A 14,743-nucleotide genomic window follows, 5' to 3' on the forward strand; every position below is an offset into this window, starting at 1 on the left:
TTACAAGCAACTAGCGGAATCTAAATCATTGTAAAATTACGCTCCTATCATTAATCTTATTGAACTAAACAAGATGTAGTTGCTCGGGTGGATACTTTTGGTTTCTATAAATCGTCTAAAAGAGATAGTTTGCATTATTGGTTTAATTACAAACCAACCGATACAGTTTCTGGATGTCCTGTTTCAGCTACTTTAAAAAATGTCATTGGAGAAGATTGGAAAACAAAAGGATTCACATACAAAACTTTAAATGCTAAAAAAGAAGAAGTTACTAAAACAGTTGATTATAAAGATTTATGGCATTTACTTTCAGTAGCAACTTCCGATAATTATTTGAATGAATATGCAAAAGACAAATTAGGTTTGGACTATAAAAATTCCAAAGCTTTCAGTAAAATCAAATTGAAAAAAGATTTTGGAAGTTTAAGTTTGAATGCAATAAACAAGATTCTTCCTTATGTAAAAGAAGGATTGTTGTATTCGCACGCTATATTTATGGCAAACATAGAAAGTATTGTTGATGAATCTATTTGGAATGATGCAGAACAGCAAAAATATATTCAAGATAAAATTGCGGGAATTATTGCTAATAACACCTATGAAAATGGACTTTTAGAAATTGTAAACGGATTAATCAAAGAATGTAAAGTTGACGGAGCATATTATTCTAAGGAAGCGGAAGTGACTTATATAAAGGATTTAGATAAAAAACTATTTTCTTTTTTTAAATTTCAACACATTGAAAATGCGGAAAAACAAGAAGTGATTTTAAACGAGTTATTTCCTGTTTTTATGGAACAACTCAAAGCGTATGAATTTATAAAAGTAAAACGTTTAGACGAAAAAGTTTTAGAATTTTTAAAAGGGGAGAATGAAGATGGTGAGGTTTTTTGTAGTAATCCAAAACAGTTAAAAAAATTATACCATCCATCAGATATTGATGTTTTCAAAAAACAAAAAGCGAGGGGTGAAAACGGAAAGGAAACAGGAGAACTAATTTTAGGAAGCCCTTTAACATCGTCTATTAAAAATCCAATGGCGATGCGTGCTTTGCATCAATTGCGAAAAGTATTAAATACATTAATTGTAGAAGGGCAAGTTGATTCTAATACTCGAATTCATATTGAAATGGCTCGTGAATTGAACGATGCTAATAAGCGAAAAGGAATTCAGGATTATCAGAATGAAAACAAGAAAGAGCGTGAAAAATACGGAGAAGAAATAAAGAAACTCTATAAAGCAGAATGTGGTAAAGAAATTGAACCGACAGTTGATGATTTATTGCGCTATCAACTTTGGATAGAACAAGATAGAAAAGAGATTTATGAAAACGGAAATAGTATTAGTATTTGTGATATTATTGGAGCCAATCCAAAATACGATATAGAACATACAGTTCCTAGAAGTATTTCACAGGATAATTCTCAAATGAATAAAACGCTTTGTACTCAAAAATTCAATAGAGATATTAAAAAACAAAAAATGCCTTTTGAACTGGAAAATCATTTAGAAATTTTACCAAGAATTGTGCATTGGAAAAAAGAAGCCGAAAATTATAGTAGAGAAATTGAAATGATTACTCGATCAATAAAATCGGCAGCCACTAAAGAGGCCAAAGATAAAAAAATAAGAAGAAGACACTATTTGACGTTGAAGCGTGATTATTTACAAGGAAAATATGATCGTTTTATTTGGACAGAACCTAAAGTAGGATTCAAAAATAGTCAAATTCCAGACACAGGAATAATTACAAGATACGCTCAAGCCTATTTGAAATCCTATTTTAAAAGAGTAGAAAGTGTAAAAGGCGGAATGGTTGCCGAGTTTAGAAAAATTTGGGGTATTCAAGAAAGTTATCAAAAAGATGGTAAAAAGTATTTTGTAGAGAAAGACAGGAGCAAACACACGCATCATACTATTGATGCAATTACAATTGCTTGTATGACCAAAGATAAATATGACACTTTAGCTCATGCTTGGACTTTGGAAGATAAAGAACAAATAACGGAAGCAAGAAAAATTTTATCGGATTCAAAACCATGGAAAACTTTCAAAGAAGATTTGAAAAAGATAGAAGAAGAAATTTTAGTATCACATTACACACCAGATAATGTAAAAAAACAATCTAAAAAAATTGTGAGAATTAGAGGGAAAAAGCAATACGTTGCAGAAATTGAAAGAGATTCAAACGGAAAAGCCATTCCTAAAAAAGATGCACAGGGAAAGATTATTTACAAATTAGATAAAGACGGAAAAAAAACACCAAGATTGCAACAAGGAGATACAATCCGTGGTTCATTGCATCAAGATAGTATTTATGGGGCGATTAAAAATTCTTTAAATACAGAGGAAATACGGTATGTAATTCGTAAAGATTTAGAAAGCCTGAAAGCTAGTGATATTGAAAATATTGTTGATCAAACCGTAAAAGAAAAAGTAAAAGAAGCGGTTGTAAATAAAATTTTGCTGCTTTCTTCAAACGCTCAGCAAAAAAACAAAATTGCTGAGAATGAAAAAGTTTGGATGAACAAAGAAAAGCAAGTTCCTATTAACAAAGTTAGAATTTATGCCAATTCAGTAAAAAATCCTTTGAAAATAAAGGAGCATAGTTTATTATCTAAATCACGTCATGAACATAAGCAAAAAGTGTATGGACAAAATTATGAGAATTACGGATTGGCCGTTTATGAAGGACTTGATAAAAAAGGGAAATTAAAAAGAGCGTATGAAACTATTAATCTTTTGGATGCAGGACAATACTTTAAATTAAGCAATAGCGATTTCAAAGATAAATACGACATAGTTACTAGTCCACACGATAAAACAGGTTTGCCTCTAAAATATATTTTACGGAAAGGACTGATGGTTCTTTTTTATAAAGAAAGTCCAAACGAATTAAAAGATTTACCTATCAAAGATTTAAAAGTTCGATTGTATAAATTATCTACATTTGATGCACAAGGAAGACTTACATTTCGAACTCATTCTGAAGCTAGACAAGCAAGTGAGTTAAAAGAAATATATAACATTGATTTTGAAAATCCATTCGAACAAATTAGATTACAAGTGAGTAAATTAGATATGTTTGTCCAAGGTTATGATTTTAAATTATCAACATCAGGTAGAATTGTTTTCAAATAATTTTTTGATGGATTATTCAAAAATAACAGTAGAGTAAATGAAGCGTATTTAAGCTAAAATTGCCTAGGCAGCAAAAAATATCTTTAACGCCAAAACAAAAGAAGGACTTTCCACTTAAATTAAAAAAAATAGGAATTAATATGAGAATGTAATTTGAAGTTTTTAAAAGCAAGTATTGAAAGTAACATCAAGTTAAATCTTGTTTTATGGAATTTTTTGTTTAAATTTACGCAACTAAAAATACCTAATTATGATAACAGAATTGATTGAAACAAAGAAAATAATGTCAAATTTTGATAAAATGATTATTAATTCTCCATTTAAAACGGAATACATAAGTGAAAAGTCTAATATTGCTTTACCTACTTTGTACCGAAAAATTAGAGATAATAAATTCACTATTGACGAGGCATTAACAATTTTAGAAATCATTGAGCCAGAACAATATGAGTTTGAGATGATTTCAAGAAAAATCGCAATAGCTGAAGAGCAGTTCAAAAACGGGCAGTTCATCAAGCACGAAGATTTTGTTTTTAATGCAAAAGAATTATTAGCTTCTAGAAAATGAAACTTACTTATTCATTAATAGCAAGAGAAGAATATCTTGAAATTTTATATTTTTTGGCTGATAATTACAGCGAAGTTACAGCCTTGAAATTTGAAGAGGATTTTTTGTCAAATATAAAACACCTTGAGAATTTTCCTGAAAGTTTTCCAAAATTTCATAACACTTGCAAACGAAAATTTAAAGTAAATAAAAATGTGACAGTAATATTTCAATTCAACGAAAATGAGGGGACCGTCGAAATTTTGAATTTTTGGTTTAATCGCTCCAATCCAGACCTTCTTCTGCAACATTTGTAATTGAAAAAGTTCTTTGACATAACGTTTTGTAACATCTTAAACAGCCAAACCACAACTGAAAATTACAGCATCCGCCCAGCAGGGATGCAGAAACTTTCAGTTGTGGTTTGATTAAAGATTAGAAAACACGATATTGACTTTCCAATTAACGATCCTACCCCAGTTGTTGTGGTTTGATTAAAGATTAGAAAACACGATATTTAAACTAAAAAGTAAAAACGGATATACTTAGTTGTGGTTTGATTAAAGATTAGAAAACACGATATTTGGAAGTATATGCAGGAGAAGGGGAAAACTGTTGTGGTTTGATTAAAGATTAGAAAACACGATATTAACGGGTGTATTATTTATACCAACGCTACAGTTGTGGTTTGATTAAAGATTAGAAAACACGATATTGAGACATCAAGGATTAAGTGAGGTAATACAGTTGTGGTTTGATTAAAGATTAGAAAACACGATATTTTTTTTAACTAACTATAGTGACTTTATTCAGTTGTGGTTTGATTAAAGATTAGAAAACACGATATTGATATAATTAACACAACAGGCGAGAACAAGTTGTGGTTTGATTAAAGATTAGAAAACACGATATTGAAAGAGAAAAACTATGGATCGAGAAATTAGTTGTGGTTTGATTAAAGATTAGAAAACACGATATTAACAGCTTTGTTCAAGAAAAAACTATAGTAGTTGTGGTTTGATTAAAGATTAGAAAACACGATATTCAAACTAGCTATGTCTCCGAATGCGCTTGCGTTGTGGTTTGATTAAAGATTAGAAAACACGATATTAGAGGCAAACGACAAAATACAAGCTAAAAAGTTGTGGTTTGATTAAAGATTAGAAAACACGATATTTTTGTCGATTTTGTAGTTTTCATTCCATATGTTGTGGTTTGATTAAAGATTAGAAAACACGATATTTTTTTTTAGAAGTTTTAAAATATAAAGAGAGTTGTGGTTTGATTAAAGATTAGAAAACACGATATTTGATAGTCATTACACAAATGCAACATGAAAGTTGTGGTTTGATTAAAGATTAGAAAACACGATATTGTACGGAGATGAACATGGTGTCTTCATCAAGTTGTGGTTTGATTAAAGATTAGAAAACACGATATTTTACGAAGCCGAAACGAATTTCACTTATGAGTTGTGGTTTGATTAAAGATTAGAAAACACGATATTAAGTCGTTTATTAGTTGATGATATAGAGGAGTTGTGGTTTGATTAAAGATTAGAAAACACGATATTAACCGCAACGAATTATTCAGCAGTAAATTAGTTGTGGTTTGATTAAAGATTAGAAAACACGATATTAATGTTGTTAGATATACCCTGAATACCGTAGTTGTGGTTTGATTAAAGATTAGAAAACACGATATTAGTTGGCTTGTTACCTTCTGATTACCATCATATTAAATGCAAATATCGTATAAAAAAATGCTCCTTTTTTGGTTTGATAATCCATGATTGGAGCATTTTTTTGTTTGTACATGTAAGTCGCGGCATATTTGTACATAATCTCAATTGCGACCCCATGAAATAAAAAAATGTTTTACAATTTTCTACTATACAAGACAATAATTATAAATGGCATGAGAAAAAGAAAGCCAAATAGGTTAAAGGGATATGATTATTCAAAAAATAATTTATATTTTATCACAAATTGTGTAAAAAATAATTTGTGTTGTTTGGGTCGGGTTGTTTGCGTAGGGACAGGTCGCGACCTGTCCGTACGTGATTCCGAAAATCATTCCGAAAATCATTCCGAAAATCATTCCGAAAATCATTCCGAAAATCATTCCGAAAATCATTCAGAAAATCATTCAGAAAATCATTCCGAAAATCATTCCGAAAATCATTCAGAAAATCATTCCGAAAATCATTCCGAAAATCATTTCGAAAATCATTTCGAAAATCATGATTTCGAGAAGTTTATGTTTATCATGGAATTAAATCAATATGGTTCCATTGTAAAAGAAAGAATTGAATGGTTAGAGCGCCAATATTCGTATGTCAAAATTCATAATTATCAGGTAATGCCCAATCATTTTCATTTTATTCTAGAAATTAATAATCAAAATGCCAATGGCGAAAAGATAAAATCGGTTTCGAGTTTGATGGGTGCACTAAAAACAACTTCTTCAAAATTAATTCACGAAGCTGTTTTTCAAGATTTTGAATGGCATCGTTCTTTTCATGATAACATAATTAGAGATGAAAAATCTTATATCAACATTTTTAATTATATAAGCAATAATCCTAAAAATTGGTGGAAAGACAAATTTTATTCTAAAGACTAAAACAATTCTAATTGTGTAGGTTGTGGCGCTTTTGGGACTTCGGCTTTACCCCAAAAATTCAAAATATTTCCAAACTGCTTATCGGTAATTCTTAAAACACTCACTTTTCCTGAATGAGGTAAGAGTCTATGAATTCTTTTTTCGTGAACATCAGCACTTTCACTACTTGCGCAATGCCGTACATAAACTGAGTATTGCATCATCGAAAAACCATCTTTTAATAAATTAGTTCTATATCAAGATGCATTTTTACGATCTTTTTTGGTCTCGGTTGGCAAATCAAAAAATACAAACAACCATATTATTCGGTATCCGTTAAGCTCCATAATTTTGGATATTTTATTTTTTTGCGATTTCCTGTATAACACTGCTGGAGTGAACTTGCCGTTTTTTGTAACCCCACCATCAATGGACTTTTCTCCTCTTTGAAATATACAGTTTGAGTTAGTATCTGTAGTAATTCTGCTTTTATTGCTGTATTGAGCTCCTGTTCTGGAAATCGTTGCATAATTTCAAAAACTTTCTCGTCAACAATAGGGCGAAATGGCTCCATGATGTCATCAGCAAGTGCAAAAGCATTGTATTTACTTTTGTGATGAATCCCTAAAGTATTTAGCAAGCCGCTTCCCGATAGTGATCGCGCCGTTGCAGCTCTTAAAATAGCATAACCATAATTTAAAAAATTGTTTGGATAATCTCCAAAACGCTCTCGCTTAATCCCATCTTTTTCAAGATTTGGCATTGGAAAAAATTTCCAGTATTGCTGTGCCGCTACACCTTCCATATTAGTAGTGTCGCCACTTAAAACTTTACTTGCTAGAAAAGCAAATGAATTTTTATTGACAGTTAGTTTTGCAAGTAATTGTCCTTGATTGCTAATTTTTTCAACAATTGTCTGTTGCCACAATTGTTTTTTTAAAGGAATGGAAGCTTCAATTTGATTTTTGAAAATTTCTTGTTGAATATGATGGCTGTTTAAGTTGAGAAACATTCCGTTAGGAAGATGGTTATTACCGCAAATTATTACGGCTGTATTATTTTCTACCATCAAATTCATTGCGGGAATACTCAAGTAAATTTCAGGATTATCTAATACTAAAAAACCTATATCTTCTATTGGGATTGTACTTTCTTTTAGCTCGGATTTTACAACTAACTGAAGATTCTTAGCAGTAATAGAGGATTTGTTTTCGATGAGAATAGTTTTTTTTATCATAATTTTTAGGATTTGGTTTTTGTAAAATTATCTGATTATTAGATAAAGTAAAACATTTTACAGGTCGCTTTTTTACGGGAAACCGTAAAATACCCTACATTTTCTCAAAAAATAAATTCATAAAAAAAAGCCAGTAAGATTCTAATCTCACTGGCTTTTTAAAATTTTCACTTTAATTACTATTCGTCTAATTTAATATTTCCTCTATCCTCCTGATTATCGGGATGCGATGCTGGGTATCTATGAGCAGTAATATCAGAATTTAGATCTTCGTTTTCAACTGTTTTCATTGCAGCTTCTTCAGTGGCAACACCTCTACTCAAACTCTCATTTTCATTCCAGGTTCGCTCTTCTTGCTCGGGGATTGAAGCCTCACTTCCGTCAGCATTGCGGGCACGCTGCACAATGGTGTCATTGCCTTTAGCATCTGTTACTATTTCTTCTTTCATAATAGAATCAGCTGTATTATAATCATTTGGTATATTTTCACCGCTGAATCCTTCATTTGTGTTTTGTTTATTATTCATTTTTTTAGAACCTAAATCATCATTTTCCATAGCCTTTAAATTAAATTTATACAAGTCGAACTGATTATAATATTACGAATTTAATACGAGCTTTTGAAATTATTTAACATCACTTTTAAATTTATACTATAAAAGTGATGTCTATCTATTGCCAAAATATTAAAAACAAAACTACCTTTACGCGCACAAATAAATGCATAAAATGTCTCATTCGCACTTCATCATTCACAAACCTTACGGGTATTTAAGTCAGTTTATTTATGAACTAAAAAGGAAAAAGAAACTGCTGGGCGAATTGTATGATTTTCCAAAAGGCACGATGGCAATTGGTCGTTTAGATGAAGATTCAGAAGGACTTTTGTTGCTCACTACTGACGGAATGATCAGCGAAATTATCAGAAGTAAAAAAGTGGAGAAGGAATATTATGTGCAAGTTGATGGCATCATTACTCAAGACGCAATAGATCAATTGCAAAAAGGAGTTGAAATAGGATTTAATGGCACCAAATACATGACCAAACCTTGTACGGCAAAATTAATTACTGCAATTCCTGCTTTTGGAGCGAGAGGAAAAAAAATTAGAGACGAACGACACGGTCCCACTACATGGGCTTCAATTACGGTCAGTGAAGGAAAGTTTAGACAAATACGCAAAATGACCGCTGCCGTTGGTTTCCCCACTTTGCGCTTAGTACGCGTGCGAGTAGGAAACATACATCTCAATGATTTACAGGCAGGAGAAGTTGTGGCTGTCGAGAGTTTTGAATAACAGAAGTTAATTTCAATAGCAATAGCAATTGGAATAACAATTTCAAAAATCAAAAAATTCAATTAAATATTAAATCTGCAATCAAAAATCCTTAATCAAAAATCAAAAATCTAAATGTTAAACATCGTATTAATAGAACCTGAAATACCTAACAACACTGGAAATATTGGGCGTTTGTGCGTGGGTACCGAAAGCAAATTACATCTTGTACATCCTTTTGGATTTGTAATCAATGACAAAAATTTAAAACGCTCGGGTCTCGATTACTGGCCTCATCTCGATGTAACTGAATATCAAAATATAGCCGAATGGAAAGCGCAAATTCCTGATTTATCTCGCGTTTTCTTGATGAGTTCGCATGCTGATAAATCCTATCTCCAAACTGAATTTAAGGACGGTGACTGGTTGGTTTTTGGAAAAGAAAGTAAAGGTTTAAGTCCAGAAGTTTTAGCCCAATTTGAAAATCATCTTACCATACCGATGTCAAAATTAATTAGAAGTTTTAATATAGCTAATTCTGTAGCGTTTGTTATTGGAGAAGCAAAACGCCAAATCTCATTAAAAAACAGTTATTAGACGATCAAAAACTTACCTTTTTCCTGATCAAAAACAATGTGTTCATCGTTGAATAAGGTGGCAAAAATACCTTTAGAAATAAAGTTACAAGGTTCGTCTTGTAAGACAGTTTCAGGAGTCATAATAATCATTTCATCACTTAATTGTATCGCCATATCAATGTCATGGGTAGAAAATAGAATGCACTTTCCAGTCTCTTGAGTAAGTTTTTTCAAAAGTTTAAACAAAGCCACTTTATGTAATAAATCGAGATGCGTGGTAGGCTCGTCTAAAATTATTAATGGCGTATCTTGCGCTAAAGCTCTTGCGATTAGTACTTTTTGTAACTGACCATCACTAATTTCATAATGTTTTTTATCAGCTAAATGACTTATTTGAGTGAGCTCCATTGCTTCATTGACCTTATTTAAATCATTTTCGGTTAATTTTCCAATCCAGTTGGTGTAAGGTTGTCTTCCTAATGCAATTAATTCGAAAACAGTCAAGTTGCTGGGCGGTAATTTTTCTGTTAAAACTACGCTCAGGTTTTGCGCCAGCGTAAGTGAATCTATTTGGTGAATATCTGATCCATTGAGTAAAACAACGCCTGAAATTGTTTTTTGAATCCCGGTAATTGTTCTTAGTAGCGTAGATTTTCCTATTCCATTAGCACCTATCAAAGCAATTAGCTTCCCTTTTTTTAGAGACACGTCAATGTTTGAAGCAACAAGTATATTTTCCTTTTTATGAGCGTATCCAATACTCATATTCGAAGCCTGCAAGATGATTTCGTTTTCCATTAGTTCATCATTTTACGTTTTCTAATCAACAACCAAATCACGATTGGTGCGCCAAATATCGAAGTGACAGCATTTATAGGAATCATGGTATCACTTGCTGGCATTTGCGAAATGCTGTCACAGATTAACATAATTAATGCTCCAAACAGAATCGTACTCCAAAACAGTATGCTGTGATTACTAGTTTGAAAAACTAATTTGGCTATATGTGGAACTGCAAGCCCTATAAAAGCTATTGGTCCGGCAAAAGCGGTGATGCTTCCCGCCAAAATGCTAGTAGCGAAAATAATAATTACTCTTGATTTTTTATAATTTAATCCCAAACTTTTTGCATAATTTTCTCCTAAGAGTAAGGAGTTTAAAGGTTTGATACTGATAAGACTAAATAATAAGCCAATAAACACGCAGCAAAATAAAATAAATATGGAAGTCCATGATAAATTTCCAAGGTTTCCTAAAGACCAAAAAGTGAATTTTTGTAATTGCTCTGCGGTGCTAAAATAAGTTAATGTTCCCACGATAGCACTCGTTAAACTGCCAAACATAAGCCCCACAATTAAAATCGCCATGGTATCGCGCAAGCGATGCGAAACGGCTAAAACCGCTAGTAAAACGGTAAAGCTACCTATACTCGAAGCCAGTACAATACCATAAGAGGAAATTAAAAAAGAGGCAAGAACTGTAGGTAAAAAGGCAGCACCCAAAATAACAATTGCAACACCTAAACTGGCGCCTGAACTCAGCCCTAAAACATAAGGTCCTGCTAATGGATTTCTAAACAAAGTTTGCATTAATAAACCACTTATAGACAAACCCATTCCCACAAGAATTGCCGCAATAGCTTTTGGCAAACGGTAATTAATGATGATATAATGCCATGTTTCTTTGCTTGCAGTGCCATTAATTAAGCTATTGATAACGTCTTTAAAGGGTATGGAAACTGACCCTAAACTAATATTTATTAGGAAAAACAAAACCACTCCAATGGCAAGGAATAGAAAAATAACAGTATTTCTAGTTAAGTATTTCAATTTATTCTAATTTCTTAAAGAAAAATAATTGGTGATTTGGGATCAATTCTGGATGAAAAATTTTCATCAAATCTTTCAACACTAAATCGGGACGAGTGGGTGATAGTTCAAAATAAACAATTCCTCCTTTTGCGCCTTTATTCACGCTATAAGAATATATTTTTTTGTTTTGGAAAGCATTAAATTCCTTATAATGTGGGTTACTATCATTCATTTCTTTTAAGCTTGAAAAATCGCCTGGTGCAATCCAATACTCTGCATTTTGAGCGGTATTAAAAACAGTTTCAAAAGGTAAAGATAAACTTCCGCTGCCTTTACTTTTTTTCCAAAGATAATTAGATTGTGCATCTTTTAAAAATAAGGCAGCCCAGCTATCACCTTGCGGAATATACCATTGTTCTTGATACATGGCGCCACATAAAACGGTGGGTTTTGATTTCGCTTTTTTGGCTAAAGCCAAAGTGTTAATATATTCCGTTTCAATTTCTTTAAAAATAGAATTGGCTTTGGTATCTAAGACATATAATGCGCCAAAGAATTTGATCCACTCGGCTTTTCCAAGTGGAGATTGCTCTGTCCAATCGCCGTTATAAATCACTTTCAAGCCACTTTTTTGTAGATTATCAATAGTGGGATTACTGTTGGTTAAACCAAAACTAACAATTAAATCAGGTGACATATCAATAAGAACTTCGGTGTTTAAGGTTTCATTTGTTCCTACTTCTCTAATTTTCCCAGAATCGATCAATTTTCTTGTCTTTTCAGACGAAATATAATTGGTGTTAGGAAAGCCAAGAAGCGTGTTTTCAACACCTAACATTTCAAGTGCTGGAATATGCGTAGTTGAGGTTACTACTACTGATTGTAAAGGGATTGGGATTATAGTAAATTGCTTTAAACTGTCTGGAATAATTGTATTTTTTTCTTTCAGTATATATGTAAAATCGGTTGTCGCACTTGGCCAAGGTTGAGTTACTTTTACAATAGAAAAACCTTGGTGTTTATATATTTCTAAACCTTTTGCGTATAAAATTTCATTTTTTATTTCTGACTTAGTTTCAGTTTTAATTTCATTTTTACATTGGATAAATAATATAAAAAGTATAGAAAAGAGAATTGCATTTTTGACAAATTTCATAAAGCTAAATTTTTACAAAAGTATGTTTTTGTTTTAATAAAAAGTGCTTGTGTGATATTTAGCACTCAGTATTCGGTAAATTAAGAGTAATTTTATCTAAAAATAAATCATGAGAGACAATTCAAATACTTTTCTCTATATAGTTGCTGGAATTATTTTATTGCATCTTATTGTAGGATTTAGTTGGTTAGTTTACAAATTGACTAAAAAAGAAGATAAAAAAAATGAGTGATATAAAATCATGATAATCAATTATTTATAATTAATTATCTTTATAATTTTCTAATAATAGCAATGAATTTGATTATAATCGTTCTATTGTTATATATTTGCCGGCGAATTGAGGTTGTATTTTGTTTTTTGACAAAGTACATTAAAAGGGAATTAGGTTAAAAACCTAAGCTGTTCCCGCAACTGTAAGCTAATAAGCTTGTTGTTATCTACAACACCACTGTTTGCCATGGCGAATGGGAAGGTAAACAACAAGACGCAAGCCAGGAGACCTGCCTTTTTTTGAAACTAATATCGAACTTTCGGGAAAAGAGTTCAGAAATTATGACAACTAAAAAACATCTTTTACTTCCAATTTTATTATTTGGTCAATTTCTTTTGGCACAAAACAAATCAGCAATACCTCTAAACGAAGTTATTGTATCTGATAATCAGCTTAAAAATTTTTCTAGCACACAATCTGTGCTTAAAATAACCGATTCAATTATCAGTAAAAATCAATCTTCTTTGTCTTCGCTTTTAAATTATAATACGGCTATTTATTTCAAAGAAAATGGTTTGGGAATGGTTTCTTCACCTTCTTTTAGAGGAACCACTGCCCAGCAAACAGCAGTTGTTTGGAACGGAATAAACATTAATTCACAATTATTAGGTCAAACTGATTTTAACACAATTTCTACAAGAGGGTATAACTCCATTGATGTAAAAGCAGGAGGCGGAAGCGTTGTTTATGGAAGTGGTGCAATAGGAGGGACGATTCATCTAAACAATGATTTGAAATTTAAAAAAGATTTCAATAATAACTTTGAAGTTTATTATGGCGATTTTAATACGCTAAGCGCTGTTTATGGGGTGAAGTTTGGATCAAATAGGTGGAGTAGTAATGCTAGTTTTACCAGAAATAGCTCTGATAATGATTTTAGATTTATAGGTGAAGAAGGCAAAAATACGAATGGTCAATATTATAACTATAATTTTAGTACCGCCACTGGATTTAAAATTGATTCAAGAAACACATTAAAGTTCTACAGTGAATTCTATGATGGTGAGCGGCATTTTTCTATAACCTCGCCTTATGCGGTAAGAACAAAATACCAAGATTTCAATTCAAGAAATTTACTAGCATGGACTAATACATTAGAAAAAACAGTTTCTAATATAAAACTGGCCTATATCACAGAGCATTATAATTATTACGAGGATATTGAAAACGATAATACAAGTTCTGGTGGCGTAAGAAGTTTAATCGCCAAATATGATTTTGTTTATGAATTAGCGTCTAATAGTAGCTTAAATGCAATACTTGATTATACTAATAGTAAGGGAGCAAGCTCAGGAATTGATAGTGAAAATAGGGAAATAGCGGGATTAAGTATTCTGTTAAAACAGAATATTAGTGATAGTTGGAAATATGATATTAGTGCACGACAAGAGATTTCAAATGTTTATAAAAGTCCGCTTTTATTTTCAATAGGCTCACTCATCGATTTTTCTGATTTTTATAAGTTAAAATTTAATATTTCGCGCAATTATAGAACACCCACTTTCAATGATTTATACTGGCAAGAAAGTGGAAATCTAGATCTAAAACCTGAAAATTCCTATCAAGCAGAAATGGGGAATCAATTTGTATATACAGATTTTAGTATAACAGCAACTGTTTTTACTTCAAAAATAGACGATATGATTCGCTGGTTGCCTACTAATAATGGTAATTGGTCGCCTATAAACACGGATAAAGTTTCTATTTATGGACTGGAATGTTTATTAAGCTGGAAAAAGAATTTTGGCGCTCATAATTTCCATATCAACAGCACTTATTCTTACACGGTGTCATTAGACGACAAAAATAATAAACAGCTTTTTTATGTTCCTTATCATAAATTAACTGGATCTTGTTCTTATTCCTACAAGCGAATAACTTCTTACTATCAATTTCTGTTTGTTGGTGAAGTATTTACTACATCTGACAATGATCCAAAAAACATTTTGAGTGACTATAACCTGTCTAACGTAGGTTTGGATTATAATTTTAGCAAAAAAAATATTTTTAAAGTCGGCGCTAAAATAGCGAATCTTTATAATGAAAAATATGAATCCTTACCCAGCCGCTTTATGCCGGGCAGGAATTTAACTCTTTACTTAACCCTTAATTATTAAAAA

Annotated in this window: 13 protein-coding genes, 1 pseudogene, 1 CRISPR repeat array and 1 riboswitch; of the genes and pseudogenes, 8 read left to right on the forward strand and 6 right to left on the reverse strand. The window is 31.6% G+C overall.

What is annotated here, in order from left to right; translation table 11 throughout:
- The first annotated feature begins 129 nt into the window (after positions 1 to 129).
- The 4 genes from cas9 (at position 130) to RCH18_RS09400 (ending at position 6,313) form a co-directional block, all read left to right on the forward strand.
- Positions 130 to 3,141: a type II CRISPR RNA-guided endonuclease Cas9 gene (gene cas9 / locus RCH18_RS09385; protein WP_326936498.1), complete on the forward strand. Its 3,012-nt coding sequence runs from the start codon at positions 130 to 132 to the stop codon at positions 3,139 to 3,141.
- A 250-nt stretch (positions 3,142 to 3,391) separates the two neighbouring features.
- Positions 3,392 to 3,709, forward strand: coding sequence for a hypothetical protein (locus RCH18_RS09390; protein ID WP_326936499.1), 318 nt, complete (start codon positions 3,392 to 3,394; stop codon positions 3,707 to 3,709).
- A complete protein-coding gene (locus RCH18_RS09395; protein ID WP_326936500.1) occupies positions 3,706 to 4,005 on the forward strand; it encodes a hypothetical protein in 300 nt (99 codons plus the stop codon). The genes RCH18_RS09390 and RCH18_RS09395 overlap by 4 nt, the downstream gene beginning before the upstream one ends.
- A gap of 99 nt (positions 4,006 to 4,104) precedes the next feature.
- Positions 4,105 to 5,393: a CRISPR direct-repeat array (repeat unit 36 nt; unit sequence GTTGTGGTTTGATTAAAGATTAGAAAACACGATATT).
- 212 nt (positions 5,394 to 5,605) lie between these two features.
- Positions 5,606 to 6,313, forward strand: coding sequence for a transposase (locus RCH18_RS09400; RefSeq protein ID WP_326936501.1), 708 nt, complete (start codon positions 5,606 to 5,608; stop codon positions 6,311 to 6,313).
- Here RCH18_RS09400 and cas2 read toward each other — a convergent pair.
- The 3 genes and pseudogenes from cas2 to RCH18_RS09415 form a co-directional block, all read right to left on the reverse strand.
- Positions 6,310 to 6,639 (reverse strand): annotated as a pseudogene (gene cas2, locus RCH18_RS09405) (CRISPR-associated endonuclease Cas2). The gene RCH18_RS09400 and the pseudogene cas2 sit on opposite strands and share 4 nt — an antisense overlap.
- A complete protein-coding gene (cas1, locus tag RCH18_RS09410; RefSeq protein WP_326936502.1) occupies positions 6,615 to 7,529 on the reverse strand; it encodes a type II CRISPR-associated endonuclease Cas1 in 915 nt (304 codons plus the stop codon). The pseudogene cas2 and the gene cas1 overlap by 25 nt, the downstream one beginning before the upstream one ends.
- Positions 7,530 to 7,708: 179 nt before the next feature.
- Positions 7,709 to 8,086 (reverse strand): hypothetical protein, encoded by a 378-nt coding sequence (locus RCH18_RS09415; protein WP_326936503.1) that lies wholly within the window; start codon positions 8,084 to 8,086, stop codon positions 7,709 to 7,711.
- A gap of 172 nt (positions 8,087 to 8,258) precedes the next feature.
- Between RCH18_RS09415 and RCH18_RS09420 the strand changes: the two genes are divergently transcribed.
- Both RCH18_RS09420 and RCH18_RS09425 read left to right on the forward strand, forming a co-directional pair.
- Entirely contained in the window at positions 8,259 to 8,825 is a 567-nt protein-coding gene (locus RCH18_RS09420) for a pseudouridine synthase (RefSeq protein WP_326936504.1), read from the forward strand.
- A gap of 114 nt (positions 8,826 to 8,939) precedes the next feature.
- The gene (locus RCH18_RS09425) at positions 8,940 to 9,401 is read left to right on the forward strand and encodes a tRNA (cytidine(34)-2'-O)-methyltransferase (protein ID WP_326936505.1); all 462 of its coding nucleotides are present in this window, start codon (positions 8,940 to 8,942) and stop codon (positions 9,399 to 9,401) included.
- Here the strand turns inward: RCH18_RS09425 and RCH18_RS09430 are convergent.
- From RCH18_RS09430 to RCH18_RS09440, 3 genes are read right to left on the reverse strand one after another with little or no spacing between them, the layout of a single operon-like run.
- Positions 9,398 to 10,180 (reverse strand): ABC transporter ATP-binding protein, encoded by a 783-nt coding sequence (locus RCH18_RS09430; protein ID WP_326936506.1) that lies wholly within the window; start codon positions 10,178 to 10,180, stop codon positions 9,398 to 9,400. The two genes, RCH18_RS09425 and RCH18_RS09430, sit on opposite strands and share 4 nt — an antisense overlap.
- On the reverse strand, positions 10,180 to 11,211 hold the full coding sequence (locus RCH18_RS09435; protein WP_326936507.1) for an iron ABC transporter permease: 1,032 nt from the start codon (positions 11,209 to 11,211) through the stop codon (positions 10,180 to 10,182). The genes RCH18_RS09430 and RCH18_RS09435 overlap by 1 nt, the downstream gene beginning before the upstream one ends.
- Position 11,212: 1 nt before the next feature.
- The gene (locus tag RCH18_RS09440; protein WP_326936508.1) at positions 11,213 to 12,349 is read right to left on the reverse strand and encodes an ABC transporter substrate-binding protein; all 1,137 of its coding nucleotides are present in this window, start codon (positions 12,347 to 12,349) and stop codon (positions 11,213 to 11,215) included.
- A 109-nt stretch (positions 12,350 to 12,458) separates the two neighbouring features.
- Between RCH18_RS09440 and RCH18_RS09445 the strand changes: the two genes are divergently transcribed.
- Positions 12,459 to 12,581 (forward strand): hypothetical protein, encoded by a 123-nt coding sequence (locus RCH18_RS09445; protein WP_326936509.1) that lies wholly within the window; start codon positions 12,459 to 12,461, stop codon positions 12,579 to 12,581.
- 94 nt (positions 12,582 to 12,675) lie between these two features.
- Positions 12,676 to 12,874: riboswitch (cobalamin riboswitch) on the forward strand.
- Between the two features lie 30 nt (positions 12,875 to 12,904).
- Positions 12,905 to 14,740, forward strand: a complete 1,836-nt coding sequence (locus tag RCH18_RS09450) for a TonB-dependent receptor plug domain-containing protein (RefSeq protein WP_326936510.1) — start codon at positions 12,905 to 12,907, stop codon at positions 14,738 to 14,740.
- The last annotated feature ends 3 nt before the right edge of the window (positions 14,741 to 14,743 follow it).

Source organism: Flavobacterium sp. PL11 (assembly GCF_035985025.1).
Lineage (GTDB): Bacteria > Bacteroidota > Bacteroidia > Flavobacteriales > Flavobacteriaceae > Flavobacterium.

Excerpts from the sequence above, each read along its gene's own strand:
- RCH18_RS09400 (WP_326936501.1), top strand. The coding sequence starts at position 5,606 with ATGAGAAAAAGAAAGCCAAATAGGTTAAAGGGATATGATTATTCAAAA.
- RCH18_RS09395 (WP_326936500.1), top strand. The coding sequence starts at position 3,706 with ATGAAACTTACTTATTCATTAATAGCAAGAGAAGAATATCTTGAAATT.
- RCH18_RS09440 (WP_326936508.1), bottom strand. The coding sequence starts at position 12,349 with ATGAAATTTGTCAAAAATGCAATTCTCTTTTCTATACTTTTTATATTA.
- RCH18_RS09450 (WP_326936510.1), top strand. The coding sequence starts at position 12,905 with ATGACAACTAAAAAACATCTTTTACTTCCAATTTTATTATTTGGTCAA.
- RCH18_RS09445 (WP_326936509.1), top strand. The coding sequence starts at position 12,459 with ATGAGAGACAATTCAAATACTTTTCTCTATATAGTTGCTGGAATTATT.
- RCH18_RS09390 (WP_326936499.1), top strand. The coding sequence starts at position 3,392 with ATGATAACAGAATTGATTGAAACAAAGAAAATAATGTCAAATTTTGAT.
- RCH18_RS09420 (WP_326936504.1), top strand. The coding sequence starts at position 8,259 with ATGTCTCATTCGCACTTCATCATTCACAAACCTTACGGGTATTTAAGT.
- RCH18_RS09415 (WP_326936503.1), bottom strand. The coding sequence starts at position 8,086 with ATGGAAAATGATGATTTAGGTTCTAAAAAAATGAATAATAAACAAAAC.
- cas1 (WP_326936502.1), bottom strand. The coding sequence starts at position 7,529 with ATGATAAAAAAAACTATTCTCATCGAAAACAAATCCTCTATTACTGCT.
- RCH18_RS09425 (WP_326936505.1), top strand. The coding sequence starts at position 8,940 with ATGTTAAACATCGTATTAATAGAACCTGAAATACCTAACAACACTGGA.
- RCH18_RS09430 (WP_326936506.1), bottom strand. The coding sequence starts at position 10,180 with ATGGAAAACGAAATCATCTTGCAGGCTTCGAATATGAGTATTGGATAC.